The organism is Exiguobacterium alkaliphilum (assembly GCF_018138125.1).
GTDB lineage: Bacteria > Bacillota > Bacilli > Exiguobacteriales > Exiguobacteriaceae > Exiguobacterium > Exiguobacterium alkaliphilum.
Window position 1 is genome coordinate 2,422,962 of the sequence record NZ_CP073101.1, and the last position, 25,406, is coordinate 2,448,367.

The 25,406-nt window shown below is 52.9% G+C and carries 30 protein-coding genes; 15 read left to right on the forward strand and 15 right to left on the reverse strand.

The window, feature by feature from the left end:
• Window positions 1-151 precede the first annotated feature (151 nt).
• From KB235_RS12510 to KB235_RS12520, 3 genes are all read left to right on the forward strand, one after another.
• Window positions 152-1,366 (forward strand): dicarboxylate/amino acid:cation symporter, encoded by a 1,215-nt coding sequence (locus KB235_RS12510; RefSeq protein ID WP_211779807.1) that lies wholly within the window; start codon window positions 152-154, stop codon window positions 1,364-1,366.
• A 62-nt stretch (window positions 1,367-1,428) separates the two neighbouring features.
• Window positions 1,429-2,274 carry a GNAT family N-acetyltransferase gene (locus tag KB235_RS12515; protein WP_211779808.1) on the forward strand — a complete coding sequence of 282 codons (846 nt, stop codon included), beginning with the start codon at window positions 1,429-1,431 and terminating at the stop codon, window positions 2,272-2,274.
• Between the two features lie 42 nt (window positions 2,275-2,316).
• Window positions 2,317-2,514, forward strand: coding sequence for a hypothetical protein (locus tag KB235_RS12520; RefSeq protein ID WP_246514211.1), 198 nt, complete (start codon window positions 2,317-2,319; stop codon window positions 2,512-2,514).
• Window positions 2,515-2,545: 31 nt separating this feature from the next.
• Here the strand turns inward: KB235_RS12520 and KB235_RS12525 are convergent, their stop codons facing one another.
• Complete coding sequence (locus KB235_RS12525) at window positions 2,546-3,841, reverse strand: murein hydrolase activator EnvC family protein (protein ID WP_211779810.1); 1,296 nt, start codon at window positions 3,839-3,841, stop codon at window positions 2,546-2,548.
• A 292-nt stretch (window positions 3,842-4,133) separates the two neighbouring features.
• Window positions 4,134-4,649 carry a VanZ family protein gene (locus KB235_RS12530; protein ID WP_211779811.1) on the reverse strand — a complete coding sequence of 172 codons (516 nt, stop codon included), beginning with the start codon at window positions 4,647-4,649 and terminating at the stop codon, window positions 4,134-4,136.
• A gap of 158 nt (window positions 4,650-4,807) precedes the next feature.
• Between KB235_RS12530 and KB235_RS12535 the strand changes: the two genes are divergently transcribed.
• Together KB235_RS12535 and KB235_RS12540 are read left to right on the forward strand one after the other, a co-directional pair.
• Window positions 4,808-5,284, forward strand: coding sequence for a glutathione peroxidase (locus KB235_RS12535; RefSeq protein ID WP_034816514.1), 477 nt, complete (start codon window positions 4,808-4,810; stop codon window positions 5,282-5,284).
• A 53-nt stretch (window positions 5,285-5,337) separates the two neighbouring features.
• Window positions 5,338-5,775, forward strand: coding sequence for a hypothetical protein (locus KB235_RS12540; RefSeq protein ID WP_211779812.1), 438 nt, complete (start codon window positions 5,338-5,340; stop codon window positions 5,773-5,775).
• Between the two features lie 86 nt (window positions 5,776-5,861).
• On the opposite strand, the gene tnpB is transcribed toward KB235_RS12540, so the two are convergent.
• The 4 genes from tnpB to KB235_RS12560 form a co-directional block, all read right to left on the reverse strand.
• Window positions 5,862-6,953, reverse strand: a complete 1,092-nt coding sequence (gene tnpB / locus KB235_RS12545; protein WP_211779813.1) for an IS200/IS605 family element RNA-guided endonuclease TnpB — start codon at window positions 6,951-6,953, stop codon at window positions 5,862-5,864.
• Window positions 6,954-6,958: 5 nt separating this feature from the next.
• On the reverse strand, window positions 6,959-7,357 hold the full coding sequence (gene tnpA / locus KB235_RS12550) for an IS200/IS605 family transposase (RefSeq protein ID WP_211779814.1): 399 nt from the start codon (window positions 7,355-7,357) through the stop codon (window positions 6,959-6,961).
• 201 nt (window positions 7,358-7,558) lie between these two features.
• Window positions 7,559-8,500: a CAP domain-containing protein gene (locus KB235_RS12555; RefSeq protein ID WP_211779815.1), complete on the reverse strand. Its 942-nt coding sequence runs from the start codon at window positions 8,498-8,500 to the stop codon at window positions 7,559-7,561.
• A 22-nt stretch (window positions 8,501-8,522) separates the two neighbouring features.
• Window positions 8,523-8,969, reverse strand: coding sequence for a MarR family winged helix-turn-helix transcriptional regulator (locus KB235_RS12560; protein ID WP_034816446.1), 447 nt, complete (start codon window positions 8,967-8,969; stop codon window positions 8,523-8,525).
• 117 nt (window positions 8,970-9,086) lie between these two features.
• Here KB235_RS12560 and KB235_RS12565 point away from each other — a divergent pair, with 117 nt between their 5' ends.
• The 3 genes from KB235_RS12565 to KB235_RS12575 all read left to right on the forward strand — a co-directional run bounded on the left by KB235_RS12565 (window position 9,087) and on the right by KB235_RS12575 (window position 11,739).
• Window positions 9,087-9,503 carry an organic hydroperoxide resistance protein gene (locus KB235_RS12565; RefSeq protein ID WP_211779816.1) on the forward strand — a complete coding sequence of 139 codons (417 nt, stop codon included), beginning with the start codon at window positions 9,087-9,089 and terminating at the stop codon, window positions 9,501-9,503.
• A gap of 132 nt (window positions 9,504-9,635) precedes the next feature.
• Window positions 9,636-10,493, forward strand: a complete 858-nt coding sequence (locus KB235_RS12570) for a metallophosphoesterase (protein ID WP_211779817.1) — start codon at window positions 9,636-9,638, stop codon at window positions 10,491-10,493.
• A gap of 106 nt (window positions 10,494-10,599) precedes the next feature.
• Window positions 10,600-11,739 carry an alcohol dehydrogenase catalytic domain-containing protein gene (locus tag KB235_RS12575; protein ID WP_211779818.1) on the forward strand — a complete coding sequence of 380 codons (1,140 nt, stop codon included), beginning with the start codon at window positions 10,600-10,602 and terminating at the stop codon, window positions 11,737-11,739.
• A gap of 36 nt (window positions 11,740-11,775) precedes the next feature.
• Here the strand turns inward: KB235_RS12575 and KB235_RS12580 are convergent, their stop codons facing one another.
• The 3 genes from KB235_RS12580 to abc-f all read right to left on the reverse strand — a co-directional run bounded on the left by KB235_RS12580 (window position 11,776) and on the right by abc-f (window position 15,263).
• Complete coding sequence (locus KB235_RS12580; RefSeq protein WP_211779819.1) at window positions 11,776-12,684, reverse strand: cation diffusion facilitator family transporter; 909 nt, start codon at window positions 12,682-12,684, stop codon at window positions 11,776-11,778.
• A 111-nt stretch (window positions 12,685-12,795) separates the two neighbouring features.
• Window positions 12,796-13,560, reverse strand: coding sequence for a hypothetical protein (locus tag KB235_RS12585; protein WP_246514214.1), 765 nt, complete (start codon window positions 13,558-13,560; stop codon window positions 12,796-12,798).
• Between the two features lie 11 nt (window positions 13,561-13,571).
• On the reverse strand, window positions 13,572-15,263 hold the full coding sequence (gene abc-f, locus KB235_RS12590) for a ribosomal protection-like ABC-F family protein (protein WP_211779820.1): 1,692 nt from the start codon (window positions 15,261-15,263) through the stop codon (window positions 13,572-13,574).
• Window positions 15,264-15,625: 362 nt separating this feature from the next.
• Here abc-f and KB235_RS12595 point away from each other — a divergent pair, with 362 nt between their 5' ends.
• The 4 genes from KB235_RS12595 to KB235_RS12610 all read left to right on the forward strand — a co-directional run bounded on the left by KB235_RS12595 (window position 15,626) and on the right by KB235_RS12610 (window position 18,352).
• The gene (locus KB235_RS12595; RefSeq protein ID WP_211779821.1) at window positions 15,626-16,537 is read left to right on the forward strand and encodes an MBL fold metallo-hydrolase; all 912 of its coding nucleotides are present in this window, start codon (window positions 15,626-15,628) and stop codon (window positions 16,535-16,537) included.
• Between the two features lie 61 nt (window positions 16,538-16,598).
• The gene (locus KB235_RS12600) at window positions 16,599-17,432 is read left to right on the forward strand and encodes an aldo/keto reductase (RefSeq protein WP_211779822.1); all 834 of its coding nucleotides are present in this window, start codon (window positions 16,599-16,601) and stop codon (window positions 17,430-17,432) included.
• 13 nt (window positions 17,433-17,445) lie between these two features.
• Entirely contained in the window at window positions 17,446-18,060 is a 615-nt protein-coding gene (locus tag KB235_RS12605) for a PH domain-containing protein (RefSeq protein WP_211779823.1), read from the forward strand.
• 13 nt (window positions 18,061-18,073) lie between these two features.
• Window positions 18,074-18,352 (forward strand): hypothetical protein, encoded by a 279-nt coding sequence (locus KB235_RS12610; protein WP_211779824.1) that lies wholly within the window; start codon window positions 18,074-18,076, stop codon window positions 18,350-18,352.
• A gap of 42 nt (window positions 18,353-18,394) precedes the next feature.
• Here KB235_RS12610 and KB235_RS12615 read toward each other — a convergent pair whose 3' ends face one another.
• Entirely contained in the window at window positions 18,395-18,916 is a 522-nt protein-coding gene (locus KB235_RS12615; RefSeq protein WP_034816469.1) for a DUF1836 domain-containing protein, read from the reverse strand.
• Window positions 18,917-19,042: 126 nt separating this feature from the next.
• On the opposite strand from KB235_RS12615, the gene trhA reads away from it, so the two are divergent.
• The 3 genes from trhA (at window position 19,043) to KB235_RS12630 (ending at window position 21,781) form a co-directional block, all read left to right on the forward strand.
• Window positions 19,043-19,687 (forward strand): PAQR family membrane homeostasis protein TrhA, encoded by a 645-nt coding sequence (gene trhA / locus KB235_RS12620; protein WP_211779825.1) that lies wholly within the window; start codon window positions 19,043-19,045, stop codon window positions 19,685-19,687.
• Between the two features lie 86 nt (window positions 19,688-19,773).
• Window positions 19,774-20,469, forward strand: a complete 696-nt coding sequence (locus KB235_RS12625; protein ID WP_211779826.1) for a DsbA family oxidoreductase — start codon at window positions 19,774-19,776, stop codon at window positions 20,467-20,469.
• Window positions 20,470-20,566: 97 nt separating this feature from the next.
• Window positions 20,567-21,781, forward strand: coding sequence for an MFS transporter (locus KB235_RS12630; protein ID WP_211779827.1), 1,215 nt, complete (start codon window positions 20,567-20,569; stop codon window positions 21,779-21,781).
• A gap of 21 nt (window positions 21,782-21,802) precedes the next feature.
• Here KB235_RS12630 and KB235_RS12635 read toward each other — a convergent pair whose 3' ends face one another.
• The 5 genes from KB235_RS12635 to KB235_RS12655 all read right to left on the reverse strand — a co-directional run bounded on the left by KB235_RS12635 (window position 21,803) and on the right by KB235_RS12655 (window position 25,347).
• Window positions 21,803-22,897, reverse strand: coding sequence for an MBL fold metallo-hydrolase (locus tag KB235_RS12635; RefSeq protein WP_246514216.1), 1,095 nt, complete (start codon window positions 22,895-22,897; stop codon window positions 21,803-21,805).
• Window positions 22,898-22,995: 98 nt separating this feature from the next.
• The gene (locus tag KB235_RS12640) at window positions 22,996-23,556 is read right to left on the reverse strand and encodes a VanZ family protein (RefSeq protein WP_211779828.1); all 561 of its coding nucleotides are present in this window, start codon (window positions 23,554-23,556) and stop codon (window positions 22,996-22,998) included.
• A 123-nt stretch (window positions 23,557-23,679) separates the two neighbouring features.
• Window positions 23,680-24,231 carry an SCO family protein gene (locus KB235_RS12645; protein WP_211780972.1) on the reverse strand — a complete coding sequence of 184 codons (552 nt, stop codon included), beginning with the start codon at window positions 24,229-24,231 and terminating at the stop codon, window positions 23,680-23,682.
• 40 nt (window positions 24,232-24,271) lie between these two features.
• On the reverse strand, window positions 24,272-24,688 hold the full coding sequence (locus KB235_RS12650; protein ID WP_034804358.1) for a disulfide oxidoreductase: 417 nt from the start codon (window positions 24,686-24,688) through the stop codon (window positions 24,272-24,274).
• The gene (locus KB235_RS12655) at window positions 24,685-25,347 is read right to left on the reverse strand and encodes a DsbA family protein (RefSeq protein WP_211779829.1); all 663 of its coding nucleotides are present in this window, start codon (window positions 25,345-25,347) and stop codon (window positions 24,685-24,687) included. Before KB235_RS12655 ends, KB235_RS12650 begins: the two co-directional genes overlap by 4 nt.
• Window positions 25,348-25,406: the final 59 nt, after the last annotated feature.

Here is a 25,406-nt window from a genome sequence, read left to right on the forward strand (position 1 = left end):
AAAGAAGAAGCCCCTCCCTTTTGTACGACAACAATTTATGTTACCCTATTCGAAAGTTGTTAAACGTCAATCTTCTCTCAATTATGAAAGATAGGGTGGCAACCGAGCGGGAAATGTGCGAAAATAGCAACAATTCACACATTTAGAAAGGATGATTTTTTTGAAATTACGAATTGGCCTTCTTGGTCGCATCATCATCGCGATCGCATTTGGTATTTTAATCGGGAGCCTCGTACCAGAAAGTCAGAACTGGATTGTACGGACGTTCGTCACGTTCAACACGATCTTCGGGCAGTTCTTAGGCTTCGCCATCCCACTCATCATTCTCGCCTTTATCATTCCGGGCATCGGGGAGCTCGGAAAAGGGGCAGGCAAACTCGTCGGTTTGACGGCCGTCATCGCGTACTTGTCGACAATCGTCGCCGGTACACTCGCTTACTTCGCGACAAGCAACTTGTTCCCGCAAATCTTGGCTCGCGATACGGCGTCAGCTGAAAACCCAGAAGAAGCACTACTTAGCGGATTCTTGAACTTCGAGATTCCACCCGTGTTCGGTGTCATGACCGCGCTCGTCCTCGCTTTCGTGATCGGAATCGGGATTGCCGCGATTGAAAGCAAGCGCTCACTCGACCTTGCCATGGACTTCCGCGATATCATTGAACTTGTCATCAGCAAAGTCATCATTCCACTCTTACCGATTCACATCGCCGGAATTTTCATGAACATGACGTACGCCGGTCAAGTCGCCGAGATCCTCTCGGTGTTCTCGCTCGTCTTCGTCACGATTATCGTTCTTCACTTGACGATTCTCTTGATTCAATACTCGATCGCAGGCGGCCTCAACAAAGAGAACCCGCTTCGTCTCTTGAAGACGATGATGCCGGCTTACTTCACAGCCATCGGGACGCAATCATCGGCAGCAACAATCCCGGTCACGCTTCGCCAAGCGAAAGCGAACAACGTCGACGAAGGCGTCGCCAACTTCGTCGTTCCACTCTGTGCGACGATCCACTTGTCTGGTTCGACGATCACGCTCACGTCGGTCGGTGTCGCGCTCATGTACTTGAACGGCATGCCGATGTCATACGCGATCGTACTCCCGTTCATCCTCGCCCTAGGCGTGACGATGATCGCGGCACCAGGTGTCCCTGGTGGAGCCGTCATGGCCTCACTCGGACTGTTCGGTTCAATCCTCGGCTTCGACGCGACGATGCAAAGCTTGGTCATCGCGCTCTACTTGGCGCAAGATAGCTTCGGTACAGCGACGAACGTCACAGGTGACGGTGCCATCGCGAAAATCGTCCACTACTTCAAACGTCATACGAAACTTCTTGACGATCCAAAAGCTCGAGAAGAAATCGCATAACGTGCTCAACGGGCAAGCCTCACGGTTTGCCCGTTTTTCTTACATAAAAAGGAGGAAGCTATATGGAATTTACGATTTGGGACAATCCCGACGCGTTCGCGGAACGCGTCTTGCCGGAATTGATGAAGCGAGAAGCTGAGCACAGTCTGATGATTGGCATCCTCGGGAACATCCAGCGCGGCGTCTATTCCACGTACCACCAATTGACGGTCGAGGACGACGGGCAATTGCTCGCCATCATACAAGTCACGCCCCCGCATCCGCTCAACTATGTCATCGTGGACGCTTCACGGGCACACGACGTACATGAGACGGCTATCCCGGCATTACTAGAACGGGATATCCCGTTCACCGAAATCGTGTCGGAACGCGTCCACGCTGAGACGTTCGCCAAGCTCTGGCGCGAACATACCGGACAAAACGTCTCGCCTTTCATGGCACAAGGCCTATATCGGCTCGACCGCGTGAACGATATCGAGATGGCGGACGGGTCGATGCGTCACGCGACGACACGCGATCAAGCGCTCCTAGAGAACTGGTTTCGTGCCTTCGAACGAGATTCGGGACTCGACCCGTCCGAGGCAGAAAAAGTGGTCCGTACCGTCACCATGTTGATCGAGAACGATGACGCCGTCATTTGGGAAGTCGACGGTATGCCCGTCTCATGCGCGAAACGTTCAAGGCCGACGGAGAACGGCGTCACCGTCTCGTTCGTTTATACCGTACCTGGGCAACGGGGGAACGGCTATGGACGCTCCATCGTCGCCGCGCTCAGCCGTGAGCTGTTGAAGACGAAACGCTTCTGTACGCTCTACACCGATTTGACCAATCCGACGTCAAATAAGATTTATCAAGAGGTCGGGTACGAACCGATCATGGAATCTTCATGGATCCGACTCGCTAGATGAATCGTCCCGCCTCCCCTATACTGATAGGTGGAGGCGATTTTTATGAGGCATTGGTGGAATCAAATCCCGAAACGGGTCCGTCACGTCGTAGCGACCGTCCTCATCGGCTCGGTCGTCGCTTATATGATGATTGTCGGCGGCATGAGCGTCCTTGTCGACCCGAATTGGGATACGCTCTGGTTGAGCGTCATCGGGGCCGCGCTGTTGACGTTCATCAGTTACCGGGCAACAAAAAAGTGATCGACGCGTTTGTCGATCACTGTCTTTATGTTTAGAAGAATAATGCTGGGTTGACTGTGCTTCCCGCGCTCGATGAAGAGTACGAGTAGCCACCACGGTGAATCTCGAAGTGAAGGTGTGAACCTGTCGAGTTCCCTGTGCTACCCATGCCGCCAATGTTTTGTCCTTGTGACACGCGTTGACCCGCAGAAACGGATATTGAGTTCATGTGAGCATATACTGTCGTCCATACTTGTCCGTTGATCACGTGTGCGATCATGACCTGGTTTCCGTATGCGCCACTCCAACCTGCACGGAGGACCGTACCTGTTTGTGCTGCATAGATCGGTGTACCGACTGGACCTGCGATATCAAGAGCGTTGTGGAACGAGTAGCCGTTCGCTCCGCTTGCTGGACCCCATCCTTGTGTGAGGCGACCGCTTGCTGGACGTTGGAACATGCCACCGCTTGCTGGTGCAGACGCTACCGGTGCTGTTGAAGCACTTGAACCGCTATTCGAGCTTGAACCTTGTTGTTTTTTCGCCGCAGCAGTTGCTGCCGCTGCACGACGTGCTTCTTCTTCAGCACGACGTTGCGCTTCGATTTCTGATTGGATCGCTTGTTCTTGAGCTTTGAGCGTATCTTCCATCTCTTGAAGGCTCATGAGTTTCGATTCAAACTTGACTTTTTCAGCTTCAAGTTTCTTGATTTTCGCAGCGCGCTCTTTCATTTTTTGATCGAGCTCTTTCTGACGTTTTTCAAGTTCTTCTTTTTGCTTCACGAGTGAATCGCGTTCCGCTTTCAAATCAGCTTGCGCTTTCGCGAGTTTTTCTTTCGTTGCTTCGTATTCTTCGAAGATCTGTTGGTCGTTCTCTTGAATCGTACCAGCTGTGATCATACGTGTGATCAAATCACCGAAGTCTTTAGAACCGAAGATGAACTCAGCCCAGTTGACTGACGAGCCACCATTCTTTTGCATCGTCGCCATCCGCTCTTTCATGAGCTCTTCTTGGGCTTTCATTTTTGCTTCGTACTTTTTAATTTGTGCTTGAAGCTTTTTAATTTTTTCTTCAGTGGCACGAATCTCAGCTTTTTTCTGAGCGACATCGTTGATGACGTCTTGGAGTTCAGCATCTAACTTGTTGATCTCTTGCTGCTCTTTGCTGATTGCTTGCTCACGCGATTGAATCGATGCGTTCGCTTTTGACTGTTCAGAACTATTCTGTTGTTGTTGCTGCTGGACTTTCTTTTGCTTGTCTGTGAGTGACGCCGCAAAACCAGGAGTCGTGCCGCTGATGAGAAGAGTCCCTAAAGTGACGGTTGCCGCAAGTTTCTTCAAGTTAACCAATGTGCTTCCCTCCGCTGAGTCGTGTGTATTTCTATCTATAATAGATTCGTTAGTTTGTCGAATTTTGACGAGATTTCGTTCTCGCTCTGAGACTCATTATAGCAATCTAAACCTGAAATTATTTTACACTTATATTTCATTCGCGTTACATTGACCTGATTTAGGTTTTATCGCTTAAAAAACGTGGGTATATAGGCAGACTTGCTCATTTTTCTGTCACAAGTTCTCCGTATAAAAAAAGAAAAGCGCTTCTAGATGCGCTTTTCACATAACAACCTTATACATTTTTGTTTTACCTTGTCATCATGTAGCCTGATCGCGATTTACGCTTTCGCCGTTTCACTAAATAGAGGCCACCGAGGAGCACGACCCCACATAGCGCACCGAAGCTGTCTAAGACGACGTCTTGGATGAGCGGCGTCCGCTCCGGCGTCAAGCTCTGATGGAACTCGTCATATACGCCGACCGTGGTCGCAAGCGCCCAAGCGAACAAGAGCGTAAGCCCGGCATGAATACGAGTACGCGAGACGGCTTTGACGAAAAGCGCGCCGAGGACGAAGAAGACCGTGAAGTGCGCGGCTTTTCGAATCAAAAATTCAATCAAGCCGACCGTTCCTTTCGTCTCGAGTGAGACCGGGTCTCCCGCGTAATCGAAATCCACGTTTCCGAGCATCGGCTCGGCCCATCCCCATTCGAACCGTTCGAGCGGTGAAACGATGCTCTGCTCCGAATAAGGTGTCGCGCTCGAGAAGAATAAGCCGACGAGAATGAGAGTGATCCAAATAAATTCATTTTTCAATATGTACATAACATCGATCCTTTCTGTCTGCGAGCTTCATTATACGAGTTTCCTCCCATTACATTGTAACAAGGGCATCATCGTTTCGTGACAATTTGATTGCGGACAACCGATTTAAAGTCGTACATGGGAAACGCGCTTGCTATACTAGAGGCAAAGGGGGAAACATAATGATCTATCAATACGAAGCGACAGACATGAGCGGTAAGCTCCAACCATTATCGAAATATGAGGGAGACGTACTATTAATCGTCAACACGGCAAGCAAGTGCGGCTTCACGCCGCAACTCGACGGCCTCGAGACGTTGTACGCGCAATATAAAGACCAAGGACTCCAAGTGCTCGGCTTCCCGTGCAATCAGTTCGGCCATCAAGACCCAGGGACGAACGAAGAGATTAACGAGTTTTGTCAGTTGAACTATGGTGTGTCGTTCCCGATGTTCGCCAAAGTCGACGTCAACGGGAAAGACGCGCATCCACTCTTCCAATACTTAGCGAAGGAAGCACCGGGACTACTCGGCTCGAAGGCAATCAAATGGAACTTTACGAAGTTCCTCGTCGACCGCCAAGGAAACGTCATCGAACGGTTCTCCCCGCAGACGACGCCGGCCGAGATCGAATCCGCCATTAAAAAGTTAATTTAAGTGAAACTTGTCCCATCCTCCGTTCGTACGATAAATAAAGGAGGATGGGATTCATGTTTCATGCATATACACGGCAGCGGAACGTCGTGCGCACGACTGCGTTTCTTACTGTCTTGTTTCTCGGCCTCGAACTCACCTTTCAAGGGGCGGACCAGACGGTGGGCTATGCCGAGACGAATCCGAGCTGGTTGCCTGAGGCGTGGACGGCAAACCCGCTGCTCACCCTGTATCTCGGTGTGCTATTGATTTTATTCATCGACCTTGTCGTGTCGAGTATCGTTTATCGAAAGCATAGTTCGCCTACCTACGTCCGTCGTTTCATCGCGTTGCAGTTCTTCGGCGCGCTCGTCGCCACGTCCGCCTACTTGACGGCCGTCTATGTTGAGCCACGTTGGCCGTTCACGTTTCTCGTCTCATTCGGGATTATGATGTCGTTCGGCTTGACGGACAAGTTTGTGAACTACTCGCCACTTATTCGCTTCGCAAATTGAAGTGGGAGCTTCTTGGGAAGACCGCACGTTTACTAGCCACGATTGTTTACCAAGCTCGTCGGGCAAGTCCCTGCCCTGAAGGTATTTCAGTCTGCCAACATCAACAGGTTGATGCTCGCATTGATGTCGCGGTCATGATGAGCGCCACACGTACACGTCCATTCACGGACATCCACTGTTTTCTTCTCGCCTTTTGATCCACAGGAAGAGCAGATTTGCGTCGATGCAAACCACTGATCCGCTTTGATAAGAGTCCGTCCGTAGAACTTGCATTTGTATTCTAGCTGTCGAACAAACTCGTACCAACTGACATCTGCGATCGATTTGGCGATCCTGTGGTTCTTCATCATATTTTGCGACTTCAGCGTCTCCACGACGATGACTTGGTTCTCGTCAACGATTTGTTTCGACAGTTTATGAAGGAAGTCTTTGCGTTGGTTTGCGATTTTCTCGTGTTTCTTGGCGAGGATCAGCTTGGCCTTCTCTCTGTTCTTGCTTCCGATCTTCTTTCGTGACAGAGCGCGCTGCGCCTTCTTGACCTTCTCTTCTGACTTGCGAAGGAAACGAGGATTGTCAATCTTCTCAGAAACCATCTCGTCATTTGTCATGATGGCGAAGTGCTCAAGACCAAGATCGATCCCAATCTTGTTCTTGGCAGGAACCCATTTTTCCTCGCCTTGATTGACAAGGATGGAGACGAAGAACTTGCCCGTCTTCGTCATCGAGACCGTCGCGGACTTGATGATCCCCTCGAAAGGACGATGTTGGTTGAACCGCACGAACCCCACCTTAGGGAGTCTCACCTTCCCGTCCTCGATCCGGACGCTCCCGTTCTGATTGTTGGTCGTGTAGGAGGCGCGGTCGCCGTGCTTCGATTTGAACTTCGGGAACCCGACAGACTTGTCGCGGAAGAAGTTGGCATACGCCTTGTTCAAGTCCATCTGGGCGTTCGCCAGGGATAGACTGTCGACCTCTTTCAAGAAAGGGAACTCGGGCTTGTACTTCGCCGGGGTCGGGAGCTTCTGCTTCGCGTCAGGGTTCAGCCTCGACTCTTCATATAACCGGATCCGTTCCTCGAGCATCTTGTTGTAGACGAAACGGACGCAACCGAACGTCTTCATGAAGTGTTCTCGTTGTGGCTTTGTCGGGTATAGTCGAAACTTGTACGCCTTCAGCAAAGTGATCACTCCTCTCCTTGTTTTTCGATGTATTGCCTGATGACGTCGATCGTCGCACCGCCGGTCGTCACGAGGCAGTAGCTCCGGGACCAGAACATTTCTTTCCACAGTCGTCTCTTGACGTGTGGAAAGTCTCGTTTGATCAGTCGGCTGCTGGCGCTCTTGTAGGCGTTCAGAAACTTCGACATCTCTGTGTTCGGGTGAGCTTTGAACAACACATGGATATGATCACCGTCATGATTCCATTCGCTCAGTGTGATATGGTATGACGCGCCGATCCGTTCGAACGTCTGTCTCGCGAACCCCGAGATGGCGTCATCGATCACCTTGCGTCTATATTTGACCACCAGGACGAGGTGGTAGTTCAGGAGGAAGACTGAATGTTTGTTTGTATCCATTTTCATTGATAGTCCAGTCCTTTTGATTGGTTACATCCATTATACCAAGCGCATACAATCTTGCTAACACAGGCGATTCATCTCCCACCTACGCTGGGCTTCGCCCCGAGACGCTTAGAGGAGGGAGAATTCTCGCCTGATTTAGTTAAAACCGCTTCAACCAGAAAAACAGGAAGGTGTGCCGAATGAACGATGACCTTCCTGTTTTTAGCGTGGCGTGATGAAATTAATTGTATAGAACGGGCTATTGTCGTCGTTATGCACAAGTCCGACCGACGCATGGGTGAACTCAGGCTTCAAGATATTCTCGCGGTGACCGAGCGAGTTCATGAGCCCCCAGTGGGCGTGAAAGACGCTCATCTGGCCCATCGCCAAGTTCTCTCCGGCGACCGAATATGTGAGCCCGTACTCGTTCATCCGCTCGAACGGGTCCCGTCCTTCTGGGTCCGTATGGCTGAAGAAATTGTTCTCCGCCATATTCTCGCTATGTGCCCGAACGACGGGAAGGAGCGGCTCAAAGTCGGCGAGCGCTGACAGGTTAAACTTTTGGCGGTCCCAATTCATGAGCAACCGCATGAGCGTCTCGTTCCCGACCGTACTTACGGCTGAGATGTCGCCGTAATACCCGTCACTCGCCTCTTCGACGCGACGGTCGACGGAAAGCACGGCTTTCAGCTTGTCGTCGTCGTGTTGATCGAAGAAGAACGTGACGTAATTGCCGTTAATCGCATACACCGAAAACGACGGGTCGTCGGGAATCAAATAGCGGCGCATCCCTTTATCGTACGAACGGACGGCGTCGAAACCGATTTGCTCGACGTCTTGCCGCGTCGTCTCATCCACAATCAGACCTTCATACGTGCTCCCCGTCTCGAATTGATAGAACCCTTTCTTCGCGCCGTCCGCATCGATCAATTCGAGCGTCCGATCGCCGTTTCGTTCGAGCAAGTACCAATCATTCCCGGCATATTGGCTAGCAAAGCGCGGGGCATCGGTGACTTCAGTTGTCTCCTCATCGGTCCCTTCCACTTCCTCCGCCACGTCCGATTTTACTTGAACACTCGTCGGCGCCGAAACGTTCGGCACTTCATATTTCCAAGCGGCATAGCCACCAATCGCCATCAAAATGATGATTAATTTGCGAATCATGTCGACTCCTTTCGCAAAACGCTTACCCTTGTTGCTCACCGAACGCCTTCAAACGCGCTTTGATGTCGATGAGCATCTCCATATAGGCGACATATGTCGCTTCATCTATTTTCAGCATACCACTCACTTGACGCGGAACGTCCTCCGCCTGCTCACGCAGTGCGCGACCTGAATCGGTGAGCGTCAGTACAATGCGGCGCTCGTCATCTTGTGCCCGTACTTTTTCAACATAGCCGATTTGCATCAAGCGTTTGACGAGTGGCGACAGCGTACCCGAGTCGAGCGTCAGCCGTTCTCCGACTTGTTTCAAATCGATTCCTTCCTCTTCCCACAAGACGAGCATAACCAGGTACTGGCTATAGGTCAGGTTTAACGGAGCCAAAATCGGGCGATATAAACGTGTCAGCTCTTTTGAGGCAGTATAGAGCTGAAAACAGATTTGATGTTCTAATGTTAGCGAACTTTTCATGGTTTGTCCTCCGGCTGTAGTCTTAGGACAAGCATATCACTTGCACATTCATTTGACTGCCTTATAATTAAATTGTGCACAATACAATTGTTAAAAACGAAACGGAGGAAATGAATCATGAAACCATTATTCACAGCTTCTGCAACAGCCACTGGTGGCCGCGAAGGTCGCGTCACATCAACGGACGGTGTTATCGACTTGAACGTCGCGATGCCAGGCTCGAAACAAGCGGACGAGTCGACGAACCCGGAGCAACTGTTCGCAGCCGGCTACGCGGCTTGCTTCGGTAGCGCCTTGAACCTCGTCATCGGCAAAGAACGTGTCAAGACGGACGGGACGAGCGTCACAGGCCACGTCACGCTCAACCAGGATGACGAAGGCGGCTTCTTCATTTCCGTTGAACTCGAAGTCGAAATCAAAGGCGTCGACCAAGAGACAGCCGAGCGCCTCGTCGAAGCGGCACACCAAGTGTGTCCGTATTCGAAAGCGACACGCGGCAACGTCGACGTCAAATTGACAGCAAAAGCAGCATAATCACGCTCCCGCTCCCCATCGAGCGGGATTTTTTTTGTAACGAAACGATGATCACTCGTTTTCTCAACATTCTTTGCTTCCTTACGACAGTCCGAGTAGAATGAAAGAACCGACGACACGAGGAGGGACGACATGTTCAAAGGAAGACGTAAATACATCACGTTCGGCGCCATCGTCACATTTTTATTTGTCGCCCTTTATAACGGACTCGTCGTCCGCACGTACAACGTGTCGACCGATAAACTTGAGGTGGGTCAATCCCTCCGCATCGTCCTTTTGTCCGACTTGCATGGCTACTCGTACGGAGAAAAACAAAGCGTTTTAATTGAGAAAGTGAAAGCGCAACAACCTGACCTCATCGCCTTGCCAGGTGACATGCTCGACCGGTACCGTTCACCGAACGCCGCCTTCGACTTAATCAAAGGGCTCGAAGGTGTTGCCCCGATGTATTTCGTGACCGGCAACCACGAGATTGATGACTCAGACGATTATGTCCGGCACGACGTGAAAGACGTGTTCCGCTCGTACGGGGTAATCGTCCTCGAGAATGAGGCACAAAAGCTGACAATCAACGGCATCGACCTCGTCATCGGCGGACTCGAAGACCCGCTCCGTACATACGCGGAAAACTGGCATAGGATATGGGAAGAAGACGCCCTCGTCGCGCTCGAGGATACGGAAACGGACGAGGCGTTCAGCGTCTTGTTGTCGCACCGGGCCGAGCGGGTCGAGACGTATGCCGCCCTTCCGTTCGACCTCGTCTTGTCGGGTCACACTCACGGCGGACAAGTGCGGATCCCTTACCTCATGAACGGGCTGTACGCGCCCGACCAAGGGTTTTTCCCGAAGTATGCCGGTGGGCTATATGAACACGAGACGTTCGATCACGTCATCGGGCGTGGATTCAACTACAGCATCAGCGTACCACGCGTCTTCAATCCCCCGGAAATCGTTGTCATCGATGTGACCGGGACAGGGGCTCCTCTGTGAGTTCCTTTTCCTCTTTTCTCCATATTTCAGGTTCGAACGCGATCGAAGCGGGTACAGTACACGTGTTGTGACTTACCTGTTTTCGAAAAAAAGGAGGAATGAACGCATGCGCGCAGTAACGTATCAAGGGGCAAAGAACATCGAAGTGAAAGACGTGAAAGACCCAGAGATTGAGAGCCGGGAAGAGATTATCGTCAAAATCACCTCGACGGCGATTTGCGGCTCGGACTTGCATATTTACTTAGGCAACATGCCGACTCGCCACGGCTACGTCATCGGGCACGAGCCAATGGGAATCGTCGAAGAAGTCGGACCGGACGTGACGAAAGTGAAAAAAGGCGACCGGGTTGTCTTGCCGTTCAACGTCTCGTGCGGCCACTGTTATTATTGTGAGCACGAGATGGAGAGCCAATGCGACAACTCGAACCATGCACCGCATACCGATGCGGGCGGTTACTTCGGCTTCACCGAACAGTTCGGGAATCATCCAGGCGGTCAGGCCGAATATTTGAAAGTGCCGTACGGAAACTTCATGCCGCTCGTCATTCCAGAATCATGTGAGCTCGAGGATGAGGCGCTCCTCTTCCTATCCGACGTCATCCCGACTGCCTGGTGGAGCCTCGAGAGCGCCGGCATGAAAGCCGGCGACACCGTCGTCGTCCTCGGTTCAGGACCGGTCGGACTCATGACGCAAAAACTCGCCTGGGTCCGCGGAGCGAAACGCGTCATCGCCGTCGACCCCGAGCTCTATCGTTTAAACCGGGCGAAACTATCGAACAACGTCGAGACGGTGCTCATGAAAGACCCGATCGATACAGGTAAATACATTTACGAGATCACGAACGGCGGCGCCGACGTCGTCATCGACTGCGTCGGATTCGACGGTAAAATGTCACCAATCGAGAAAGTCGAACAGAAACTGATGGTCCAGGGCGGGACGCTCAGCGCCATCAAAGTCGCGAAAGAAGCAGTCCGGAAATTCGGGACAGTCCAACTGACGGGAATTTACGCAATGAACTATAATCAATTCCCGCTCGGCGACTTTTTCACACGGAACGTCAGCATTAAGACGGGTCAAGCGCCGGTCATCCACTATATGCCGGAGCTGTTCCAGATGATTGTCGACAACAAGTTCGACCCGACCGATATCATCACGCACCGGATGCCGCTCGACCAGGCCGCCGATGCGTATAAAATCTTCAACGACCACCTCGACGACTGCGTCAAAGTCGTCTTGAAGCCATGACGAAAGCGGTCCCCGATTTTACTGGGGACCGCTTTTTTACCATATGGTTCGTTCCTTACAGCAGGCGGGTGCCCGCTCGATTTGGACGGTCGAGCGTTCGAATGCACCGAACCGGTTGATTCGATTCGTCACGTCATGGAGCACGGCCTGATCGTCCGTCGTCTCATCAATCAAGACATGGCACGTCACCGCGTACTCGTTCGACGTGATCGACCAGACGTGTAAATCGTGCACTTCGTTCACTCCGGTAACGGTCAACAAATCGCGTTGCATCGCCACGACATCGACTTCATGCGGCGCCCCTTCCATCAAGATGTGGACAGCATCCCGCGTGACCCGGAAGCCGCTAATCAAGATGAGCACGGCGACAAACAGGCTCGCGATGGCATCAGCGAGCGTCCATCCGAACAACAAGATAAGAAGCGCGGCCGTGATGGCCCCGACCGAACCGAGCAAGTCTCCAAATACGTGTAACAGCGCACTCCGGACGTTCAAGTTGTCCTGCTCCCCACGCATCAAAATCCATGCCGCGAGTATGTTCACAATTAAACCGACGACTGCGATGACGAGCATACCTTCACTCATAATTTCCGGTGGTGCGAAGAGACGCTTGTACGCCTCGATGATGATATAAATCGAGATGACGAGTAACGTCAACCCGTTCACGAACGCAGCTAAAATCTCGAAACGTCGATAGCCGAACGTTCGGTCCGGCGTCGCCTGTCTCGCCCCGAAGCGGACGGCGAGAAAACTGAGTCCGAGTGCCGCGGCATCACTAAGCATATGCCCAGCGTCCGACAGCAAGGCGAGGCTATTCGTCCACAGCCCGCCGACGACCTCGACGATCATGAACGTCGCAATCAACAGGAACGCCCAAAATAGCGCCCGTTGGTTCGTCGTATGATGGTGATGATGGTCGTGTTCGTGATGGTCATGCCCAGCCATAACATCCCCTCTTCTTCCCTCATTATATTCCACCTCCCCTATACAATCAAACGTTCATTTGAATGTAAGGCGAAAAAGAAAGCCGAAAGGTTTCCCTTTCAGCTGTCTCGCTTATTTCTGTTCGACCCGGACGCGCATGATGCCGCTATACGGGAACAGTTTCAACTGCATCGTCTCCCCTTCGTACCAGCTTCCGGAAGCTTGGTCGCTCGACGCCGTCAACTCGGGTGATGCGACCGGTTGTTTGTCCCAATCGATCGCCTTCACTTTACCGTCGCGCATCATGAGGAAGAAGCCGTCGTAGAAGTGATATTCGTTCACTTGGTCACGCTGCACGGCTTTCGGGGCACCGAGCTCCGCTCGGACCGACTCACGGTCCTTCCCGAGAAGCTCGAGCGTGGATGCGGACGCGGCAGGCATGACGCTTTGCCACGCGGAAGTGATTTCCTCATCCCTCGCCGCGGACGTCTCCGTCGTCACCCGTTCCTCGGTCACCCAGCCCGTCAATCGCTCGTTCAGTTGGAGCTTGACGAACCCGCTCACCGTCTCGAGCCGCTCATAGCGGTCCCCGAGGTCGGCCTCATAAACGACGGTTACCCGGTCGTCCGCATACACTTTCGTATAAGGCGACCCGATATAGACGACGTCTTTCGTCTCCTCGGCCACCGGCTCATCTTCCGACTCAGAACCGACCATCTCGGTGGCGATGTCATCGGTTTCCGGCAACGCCGTCTTCGTATCTTTCGAATCCATCAGTGCCGCCAAGGCGATGACACCGACGAGCGAGGCGATCAATACGAGTGCCATCAGCGTGCGCATCAACCGTTTTCGTTTCCGGGACGCGGCCCGCGACGTCCGAACTTCTTCCTTCATCATGCTCTCCACTCCTACTCGTTTCGTTTCCTCTGTTCGGATTCGTCAAACGGTAAAAGGTTTCCTGCCTCGTCGACAAAAATTTGTTCGTCACGTTGGAGCGCCTCAATCGTACGAAGCGTCGCCTCGACGTCCGGCGCCGGACGCACATCCCGGTCCCGCACCGTCACCGGATTCCCGAGCTCGATGATTCGGTCGGTCAAGCGATGGAACGTCCGGTCATGCGAGATGAGGAGGAGGCCGCCTGGATACAGTTCGAGTGCAGCCTCGATTTGTTCGCGTGTTGCCACGTCTAAATAGTTCGTCGGTTCATCCAGGGCGAGCAGGTGTGCATCCGAGAAATAAAGGATGAGGAAAGCGATGCGGCATTTCTCGCCCATGCTCGCGTCGCGCATCGGTTTATACACTTCATCACGTCGAAACAAGAAGTGGGCAAGCAGCGTCCGGGCAGCTGTCTCGGACAAGTCGCTTTCTGCTAAGAGTGCCTCGAGAAGCGTCCCTTCCTGTGGGAGACGTTCGAGCGTCTGTGAGAAGTAGCCGATCTTCAGGCGCGGATGTCGCCTGACGACTCCTGATGTCGGCTCGAGATCTCCGAGGATGAGCTTCAACAGTGTCGTTTTCCCCGAGCCGTTCGGCCCGACAATCGAGATGCGATCGTTTCGCTCGATTGCGAACGAGACGTCCGTGAACAACGGTTCGTCATAGCCGAACGAGACCGCCTCACACGTCAGCCACGTCTTCGCTTCGAGCGGTTCGGTGTGGAATTGGACGTGCACGTGGGCCGTTTCTTTCGGTCGGTTCGGACGAGACGCCTCGAGCTGTTCGAGCTTTCGAACGCGTGCCTTCATCTTGACGGCCAAGTTTGCCGCGCCTTTTTGGGCACCGGGGTTGCGGACACTCGCCGTCGCTTTCGCTTTCAAGTGCCAGCCCTTATATTGGGCAATCATGTCGAGCAACTCCGACTTCCTTGCCACATAGCGGGCATGGGCTCGCTCGTCCCGTCGCGCTTCGTCGCGTTTTTGTGTCGTGTACGTCGTGTAATTTCCCGGGTAACGCGTGACGCGCCCCTCCTCAAGCTCGAGGATGACGTCGGCCACGTCGTCGATGAACTGCCGGTCATGCGAGATGGCGAGCACCGTCCCGGGAAATTGCCGGACCCAAGCGGTCAACCATTCGATGGACGCGACATCGAGATGGTTCGTCGGTTCGTCGAGCAAGACGATGTCGACTTGTTGTAACGTCAACCGTGCCAGTTGGGCCCGCGTCTGTTCACCGCCGCTCAACTCGGACAGTCGCCTCGCTCCATGGGAGAGGCCGAGCCGTTTCAATGCGCGTTTCGCTTCTGCCTCGAGCTCATACGCCCCTCGCTCTATCGCCGCGTCATACGCTCGCATGACGCGGTCCGTCTCACCAGACATGACGTCCTCATATAATTGTAAACGCAATTGATCTCCACTCATGACGTACGAGAGGAGCGTCTCGTCTGAGGTTTCAAGTGCCTGTTCGACGATTCCGACCTTACCATGACGCTCAATTATGCCTGCTTCGGGCGTCAGCGTCCCGACAATCAAGTTGAATAACGTCGTCTTCCCCGACCCGTTCTGTCCGAACAAGACGGCGTGCTCCCCAGTCGCGACGTCAAAAGAAACATTTTGAAATAAAGGTTGCCGGTCGTAATCGAACCGGACTTGTTTGATGGATAACATATGTCTCACCTCGCGAATTGTTCCGTTACGCGATGAAACAAAAAACACCATCCGCAATAAGCGGTGGTGTGAAGATCTCCGGTCAAGCGGAAAGAAGGGTTACCCCCGTCGCCTGAAATTGGACACACTTCACCCGTGACTGTTCGTGCGAACAGTGCTGACTTGTTTCATCAGTTGAGTGTGTGTGACTTTTTCATGGCACGGTGTACCTTCCTTTCTTAAGTTATGTCCACCGTACCAAATTGGAAGCGGATTCGCAACCTCCCCCACAATCTCCCATCGTTTCTACGGCTTTGGGCTGATGCAGGTTCGGCGTCTGAGCGGTATGATGAAGCCATCTTAGAATGAATGAGGAGACTGACATGAGACTACGAACCCTACTCGTCCCGAGCGCCGTCCTCGCGAGCGTCGGCACGTTCCTTTATACACGTTTGAAACGAAGACTGCCTCGACCGACCTACAAAGTCCCAACGGCTAAGCCGGATCTCGCCACGTTCGACGAGACGACGGTGAGCGCCACGTGGGTCGGCCATTCGACCGTCCTCATCCATTGGTATGGGTTGAAGATTTTGACCGACCCGGTGTTCTCGAAGCGAATTGGCGTCCATCTTGGCCCCGTCACGATCGGGATGAAGCGGCATACCGCGCCCGCCCTCTCCATTGAAGAAGTCGGCCCTGTCGACGTGATTTTACTTAGTCACGCCCATATGGACCATTTCGACCATAATAGTTTGAAGCGGCTCATCACGCGCGACACGGTCGTCGTCTCGGCACCGGGGACGAGCAAGCTGCTCCGCAAGTACCCGAGCCTACAGACGCTCGAGATGCATCCGCACGATAAGTTGACGCTCGCGAACGGGCTTCACGTCCAAGCGATTCCGGTCGCCCACTGGGGCAACCGTTTCCCGTGGGACAAACATATGGGCTATAACGGTTACGTCCTGAAATATAAAGGCGTCCGCATGCTGTTCGCCGGCGATACGGCTTACACCGAGTCGTTCAACGGACTCGCCAGCAAAGAGCCGATCGACCTCGCCTTCTTCCCGATCGGCGCCTATCAGCCGGACTCGTTCCAAGAAGCACACTGCACGCCGGAACAGGCGTGGACGATGTTCAAACAGAGTGGCGCGAAACGATTCTTCCCGATGCATTGGGACACGTTCGTCTTGTCGTACGAGCCGGTCGAAGAGCCTTACGCGCGACTCGTCGCCGCCGCGAAACTCGAACGTGACCAAATCGTGATTAAAACGCACGGCGAAAGCATTACGCTGTAGCTTTCACTTCCACTTTCGAACAAATTTCGGTAACGTTAGAGGTGATAGGGAGGGAATCAAAATGGAATGGACAACGCTCAACAATGATGTCAACATGCCGATGCTCGGGCTCGGCGTGTACAAAGTCGAAGACGGCTCGGTGACGTTCGATACGGTGAAAGCGGCGCTTGACGCCGGTTACCGATTGATCGACACGGCCGCCATCTATCAGAACGAAGAAAGCGTCGGACGCGCGATTCGGGAATCGAACGTCCCGCGCGAAGAGATATTCGTGACGACGAAACTGTGGAACGAGTTCCACGGCTTCGACGAGGCGCTCCAAGCGTTCGAGGACAGCCTCGACCGGCTCGGGCTCGACTATGTCGACTTGTTCCTGATTCATTGGCCGATGCCACGCTTCGGCAAGTTCGTCGAGACGTATAAGGCGCTCGAGCAACTGTACGAGGAAGGCAAGGTCCGGGCCATCGGCGTCTCGAACTTCGAGGTCAGCCACCTCGAGCAAATCATCCAGTCATGCTCCATCGTCCCGGCCGTGAACCAAGTCGAGATTCACCCCTACTTGTCTCAAAAAGAGTTGATTGCGTTCTGCAAACGATATGACATCCAAATCCAGGCGTGGAGCCCGCTCATGAAAGGCCGCGAGGCGCTCACAGACCCGGTCATTACGGACATCGCGGCGAGACACGGCAAGTCACCGGCCCAAGTCATCTTGCGCTGGCACTTGCAAAACGGCGTCGCCGTCATCCCGAAATCGGTCACACCGAGCCGGATTCAAGAGAACATCCAGGTGTTTGACTTCACGTTGACGAAAGAAGAGATGGCCGCCATCGACGGGCTGAACCGGAACGAACGGACCGGCTCCGACCCGAACGAGATGCACAAAATCCATTACTAAGGAGCGACGCCACATGTTCAAAAAATTAGCCTCTGATTTGACCGGTTTCAGCGATATCGGTGAAGTGATCGATCCGCAAGACTTCGACAAAGCGGACTCGGATGATTATGTGTTGCATGAGGACAATGAGAAGATTTACTTCTTAATCAAATCGAAATCAGACGAATACTGTTTCACGAACCTGGCGATGATTCACCTCGACGGGACGAGCGCGATGAGCTCAAAGCGCGTCTTATATCGCTATCCGTACGTCCAATTCCCGCTCCACGACGTCATGTTCGAGACGGCCGGCACGGTCGACTTAGACGTCGAGATCAAGTTCACGATTGGCGACAAACCGTACTCCATCGACGTGAACAAGAAACAGATTGAGCATGTGAAAGACTTGTACAAATCACTCCTCGCCATCGCCGAGAAACAGCGCGAAGGCCGAAAGATGATGGAGTTCGCCAACACGTCGCTCACCCACTCGGTGTCGATTTTGAGCGGGCTGCGCCAAGGCGACATGAACGTCGCGTCGACGTTCAAACAGTTGAACGAACAGAGCTTCGACTGGCTCCAAGGTCACTATCATGAGTGGAACCGAAAAGATTTCGGTGACGTGTTCGAGAAGTATATTAACAACTAATAGGCGGTGACGTATGGACCTCATGTGGCTGTTGATTCTGTTCGGCTTGTTCATGCTTTCGATTTTGACCGTATTCATCAGCAGTGTGCTCAATGCGCTGGTTAGACAGCTTCATCCGCTCGTCCACGTCGTCATCGTCGCAGCAATCAGTTATGTGTTCTCGAACCTTTTTTATGACCAACATACCGTTTGGCCAGTGGTCTTCGTCGTCGCCATCAGTTACGTAGCGCCACTACTCGTCGTAACGCTTTACAACAAAGGTGTACGCGTCGAACGCGAGCGCCAGACGTGAAAACGTCCGCTAGACTCCCGACCTGGGTTCTAGCGGACGTTTTCATTTACCTTCGTCAATCAGCCGCTCGGCGAGTCTTTGGTACAAGTGGCTCATGTGAACGGCCGAGGCGATGGCGAGCGCGCGCTGGATGTCACTGTCCTTTGAAAGGACGTTATCGAGCATCGTCTCGGCCTGCGTCTCGAACGCCTGCATGTTCTCCACCTTCTGAACTTGATACGCATCATAGAAGTCCTCGAGCGAGAAACCTTCGTCCGATTCATTTAGCGGACGGAGCGTCTCTTTGATGTCGTTGATTGAAAGTAAGCCCTTCATCTCATAAATCAGGCTGAGTAGCATCAAGTGCTCGTTCGTGTACTTCTTATTTTTGACGGGATGAAACAGCTTGCCTTTGGCATAGTTGTTGATCATCGTCTTCGTCAAAATCGTCTCGGTCTCGTCGCGTTTCATCTTCTCATAATGTTGCTCGAACAGTTGGATGACTTGGTCCATATACAAGTCGATCGTCGGGAGCACCTGCTTCGGGAGCGTCCCTTCCGTCTGGACGATATCGGTCGGCTTCATCTACATCACCTCTCCTTCAGTATACGAATAAACCCGGTTTGTCGAAACAAAAACCTTGTTGTTTTCATGTGTTCAGCTTATCATGTAGTTATGAATACTACATGATGTGATAAGGAGTGTTTTTACATGAATTCGATTTTTCGGGAACCGATTAACGCACTGACCCATTTGGCCGGGGCCGTGCTCGCGTTCGTCGCGTTGATTGCGATGACGGTGAAAGCGTCACTGCTCGGGGAGCCGCTTGCCATCATGGCTGCGATCTTGTTTGGCATTAGCCTCGTCTTCCTCTATTTGTCGTCTGGCCTGTACCATAGCATCATCGCCTCTCCGAACGTCATCGCCTTCTTCCGAAGAATCGATCATGCGATGATTTATGCGTTGATTGCCGGGACGTATGCCCCACTCACGTTGCTCGCACTCGAAGGCCCGACGCGTTGGGTATTGTTTGGCACCGTCCACGCCCTCGCCTTGTTCGGGATCGTCTTTAAACTCGTCTGGTTCCATGCCCCGCGCTTCCTTTCAACGGCGCTCTATATCGGCATGGGCTGGCTATCCGTGTTCTTCATCGGGCCGCTCCATAGTGTGATCGGTAACGCCGGCATTTTCTGGCTCGTCCTCGGTGGCATCATGTACACGGTCGGCGGCCTCATTTACGGCTTCAAACCGAAATTCGTCAATTGGCGCGGTTGGGGCTTCCACGAGGTATTCCACTTGTTCATCTTGTTCGGTAGCTTCGCCCACTTCGTCTGCGTGTTCTGGTATGTGTTTTAAGTCCTCCTCGTGAGGGCTTTTTTGTTGAGCACATTCATTTACTTCGAATTCAAGACATCTTACACTGACGATAGGAGGGATTGAATATGAAAATTGAAGTTTGGTCAGACTACGTTTGCCCGTTCTGTTATATCGGCAAGCGCCGTTTAGAAGAAGCGCTTGAACAGTTCCCGCACGCGGACAACGTCGAGGTAGAGTTCAAGAGCTTTGAGCTCGACCCGAACGCCCCGACAAACGATTCGCGCTCGATTTATGAAGTGCTCGCCAAAAAATACAGCATGCCGCTCGAGCAGGCGAAAACGACGACGCTGCAAGTCGCCGCGCAGGCCCGCACGGTCGGTCTCGACTACGACTTCGACAACATGGTCGTCACGGGCACGCTCGACTCGCACCGGTTGACGCACTACGCGAAGACGGTCGGGAAAGAGAAAGAACTGTCGGAAGCACTGCTCAAGGCGTACTTCGTCGACGCGAAACATATCGGTGACCACGACGTCCTCGTCGAGATCGCGACGAGTGTCGGACTCGATGCGAACGCCGTGAAAGACGTGCTCGCGTCAGACGTGTACACGGAAGACGTCCGTGCCGAAGAGAAACGCGCGAGCGATCTTGGCATCACTGGCGTCCCGTTCTTCGTCTTCGACGGTAAATACGGTGTATCGGGCGCTCAACCGACCGAGGCGTTCACACAAGTGCTTGAGAAGACGTGGGCCGAATCGGCACCGACGCTTCAAGTGATTTCGGGCGGTGCGACATGTACGGACGACAACTGTGATATTTAATTTGTAAGAAGCCGAATCCCGGCTTCTTTTTTGTAGCTTTCTAAATCGTTCTGAAGGATAATTATTATTAGCTAATAAGAATCGAGGACTTAACCATATGTGGAAAAATCGCAACGTCTGGATCATCTTGACCGGCGAGTTCGTCGCCGGTCTCGGGCTTTGGCTCGGCATCATCGGCAACTTAGAGTTCATGCAGGAGAAAGTGCCGTCTGATTTCGTCAAGGCGCTCATCTTAGCCGGTGGATTGCTCGCCGGGGTCGCCATCGGGCCGCTCGCGGGTCGACTCACCGATCAAGGCTCGAAAAAGAAAATCATGCTCATCTCAAGCGTCGTCCGGGCGCTGAGCGTCCTGTTCATGTTCGTCGCCATCGAGACGGGCAGCGTCCTCTGGATGGTCGTCTTCCTCGTCTTCCTGCAAGGGTCGGCCGCGTTCTACTTCCCGGCGCTTCAGGCGGCCATCCCACTCATCGTCAAAGAACGAGAACTGCTCGCATTGAACGGTATCCATATGAACGTGTCGACGCTGTCGCGCGTCATCGGGACGGCCATCGCCGGGATTTTGCTCACGCTCATCTCGCTCCGGGACGTGTATGCACTCTCGCTCGTCGCCTATTTGCTCCTCGCTGTGGCGACATGGTTCCTGAAGATTGACGAGACGGCCGTCCCGTCCGCGAAGAAAGTCGACAAGTCGTCCGGCGGCTTCAGGGACGTCTTCCCAATCATCAAGTCAATCCCGGTCATCTTCATGACGCTCGTCATGACGCTCATCCCGCTCCTCTTCATCGGCGGGTTCAACTTGCTCGTCATCAACATCAGTGAACTGCAAGATTCGACGGCGATTAAAGGCTGGATTTACACGGCGGAAGGGATCGCCTTCATGGCTGGCGCTTTCCTCATTAAACGAATCGGGGAGAAGTTCTCCGTCTTCTCGATTCTGTTCACGTTCTCGTTCTTGATTGGGGTCGCACAACTCATGCTCTACTTCGCCGATATCCCGGCCGTCTCCATCGCGGCCTTCGTCCTGTTCGGCTTCTCGGTCGGCTGCTTCTTCCCGACCGCGGTGACGATCTTCCAGACACGGATGCCAAAGGACTATCACGGTCGCTTCTTCTCGTTTCGGAACATGCTCGATCGGATCGTCTTCCAAGTCGTCTTGCTCGTCACGGGCTTCTTCCTCGACTTGATCGGCTTACAGCTCATGGTCGTCTTGTTCGGAATTAGCTCCATCCTCATGACGGGGGCGTTCCTCGTCTATACACGGAAACACGAACTCCATATCGAGAAAGAGGAGGCCGAACGCCTCTCTTCGTAAGAAAAGCGGTGACCGAGTCGGTCACCGCTTGTTCGTGTCTTCGATTTCCCGCCACCACGTTTTCGTGTCGTTCCGTCCGTCGAGCGTGATGCGCTCCCCGATCACCGGCGTCAAGACGTCGTCTTTCGGTAAGAGCGTGACCATCTGCTCAGCTGGGTCGAACCAGTCATGGAACGACAAGGTGAACGCGCCCCAATGAATCGGGAGTACTTTGTCGGCCCGCACGTCATGAAACGCCTGCGCCGTCTCATGCGGCTGCATGTGCACGTCCGGCCAGCGTTCATCGTATTGGCCACACTCGAGCGCGGCGAAGTCGAACGGGCCATAAGTATCACCAATCTCTTTGAAGTGCGGACCGTAGCCACCGTCCCCGCTGAAGAACAGACGGTCCGTCTCGCCGATGACGACCCATGACGCCCAAAGCGTCGCGTTGCGGTCCGTGAGCGAACGGCCGGAGAAGTGACGGGCCGGTGTACAGACGAACGTCCATGACCCGAACGTATACGAATCGCCCCAATCACGTTCGACGATGCGTTCGGCCCCGATGCCCCACCGCTTCAAGTGACTGCCGACGCCGAGCGGGACGATGAACGTCGCGACTCGGTCTTGAATCGCTTGAATCGATGCGTAATCCAAATGGTCGTAATGGTCGTGCGTGAGTAAGACGACATCGATGTCCGGCAAGTCATCGAGTTCGAACGGCAAGTCTTCACTGAACCGCTCGTTCTTCGCAAATGGGAGCGGCGACGGGCTACGGCCGAACATCGGGTCGACGAGCATCGTCTTCCCGTCCATTTGAACGAGTAGCGCCGAATGGCCGAGCCAGTAGACGCGCGTGAAGCTCGAACCGAGCTTCTCCTTGAAATCGATTGGAACAATCGGAAGCGGCTCGCTCGGTTTGCGTCGCGAGTTCACGTTCACATAATCTCGCGACATCGAAATCATGTCATCTGTCGAGAAGCGCATCGGCGTATCAAGCAAGTTGCGGAACTTGCCGTTCACCAGATGCGGTGACTCGAGTGCCTTCGGTTTTCGCCCGAGCGGTTTATACTGCGTGAGCACGGTGCCTGTCACGGCGGCCATGCCAATCAATGAAAACAATAGCGTCTTTTTCACACTGATCCTCTTCTCCATATGAATTCGTTTGTCTCATTATACGACGAAGAAAGGGAATGCGCATGATTCTTCATTCACTAAACGTGTCGATGCTTCACTTACGCCGCTTTTCGTTTATGTTCAATCGCTCGTGTCTTGTTTAAAATCACAGAGCCTATCCACAGTCCGAACCAGCCACCTAAGGAATTCAACAGTAGATCATCGACATTGAACCCTCGGTATAGGAAGCCGAACTCAGTTAAGACAAGTTGAGTCAGTTCAATGACGATCGTTGTCAGAATGACAAGCACGAGTCCCCGTCTAGGTCGAAGTTTATAAAGTGAGGTGAGATATACGCCAAGCGGGATCAGTAACAGGAAATTATACGTAGTCAACTTGACCGAGTTCCAAAAGAACCACGACCCGTGCATACTCGCCATGTACCAATCGTAGACAAACCGGAACGGGACAAATTGAACGCGATCAATCATCAGCGTTTGTGCTGGAAATTGAAGATAACCGATGGTGAGGTGAACGACTACAATCATATAGACGATTGAACTATGAATGAATGCGCGACGCCATAGGTTTGTGAATCGATGTTTGTACAGATCGATGAGGAAGTAGATTCCCCATCCGATGATACCGATGAGCGTGAAGACGGGTATGGCGATATACATTGCTTGTTCTCCATTCTAAAGTTTAATTGGTAATAAGAAGAAAAAGTTAATTACTTTTATTACTATAATAGCTTTAAACTTACAATTCAATCGGACATCCAAAAAAATCCTGATGCTCATGCATCAGGACTTCTGCAAAATTTTAATATCGTTGATGATGTCTTCATATGGCACGTCTTGGAATCCAGGATACGCCTTTACGATCTTCCCGTCCTGGTCGACGAGATAGAACCACGTCGCATGATCGACTTGCGTCCCTTCTTCCGGTTTCCGGACGAGCGCCTTGAAGTTCTCTTGCGCGAACGTCTCAATCTCTTCTTGCGAATAGCCCGTCAAGAACTGCCAGTCGGCGTTTGCCAGGTCATAGTCCGCCATGAACGCTTTGATTTTCTCCGGTGTGTCGACAGTCGGGTCGACGCTGAATGAGACGAATTGGACGTCCTCGACCCCTTCCTCGACGAGTGCGTCACTCAACTTCGACATATTGAACGTCATCGGCGGACAGACCGTCTCACAGCTCGTGAACACGAAGTCGGCCATCCACACTTTGCCATTTAAGTCGGCAAGACTCACTTGTTCTTCCTCTTGGTTCATATAATCGAACGATTCGATGTCCCAGTTGAGCGGGTCTTCGATTTCGTTACTACAGGCGGCGAGCACGACGAACAGGCTCATGAATGCCACGAGAATTCCTTTTTTCAATCTAGCCAACTCCTTAACGTTTTTTTACGAAAAGCAACAGGAGCGTGATGATCGTGAACGCTGTCAACGCGAGGAACGGGATCGTCACGAAGCCGAACCAGTTGATGTATTGCACGTTACACGGCACCCCTTGGACACACGGTTTGATATCGGCAAAACCCGGTACTTTTTGGACCAGATAATGATAAAACGAGACCGAGCCGCCGACAATCGCCAATGGCAACACATATTTTTTGACGGCGCGGTCGTCCGTGAAGACGGCCATGCCGAGCAGAAACGTGAGCGGATACATAAAGATGCGTTGCACCCAACAAAGTTCACATGGGACGAACTCCCGAATCTCGCTGAAATACAGGCTCCCAAGCGTCGCTGTCAGCGAGACGAGCCAAGCTGCGTAAAGCCCATACCGATTAAAGAACGATCTCATCATAAGTCATTCTCAATCAATCGCGTGATCGCCTCATAATCGAACGGGTTATCGAGGACGACCCCGTTAATCATAATCGTCGGCGTGAGGCGCACGTCGTTCTCTTTGACGAGCCCGTCATCGTGGCTCACTTTTTCGAGCACGCTCGAGTTCTCACTCAAGTCCGTCTTGAGCTGCTCGATGTCGACCGACGTCGTCGCTTCGGCAATCTCGGTCAAACGCTCGACCGTCACCCACGCCTCATCGTGGTGCTGACTCGCGGGTTGGGCGTCATATACCGCCTTATGGAAGTCCCAGAACGCATCCGGGTCCTGAACGTATACCGATTCCGAGGCGAGTGCTGCTAAAATCGACTCTTGCCCGTGGAAGAGGACGTTTATGTAGCTGAAGCTCACCTTGCCCGTGTCGATGTAGTCTTCTTTTAACTTTGGATAGACCGTCTCGCCCCACTGCTTACACGACGGACACTTATAATCCCCGAACTCGACGACCGATACCGGCGCATCCGCTACCCCAATCGTTGGCTGTCCGGTCGTCGCCACGTGTTCTCCCTTCACGGCCGTCTCGGCTTGGTCAGCCGGCCGGTTCAACAGCACGACGACGATTGCAATTAAAGCAACGGCGACGAGCGTCAGGAGGACCAATACTTTATTTTGTTTCACTGTCTTCACCTCTATGTCTTTATGTCGTCTCCATTATATCGAAAGCGCTATCCTAATCC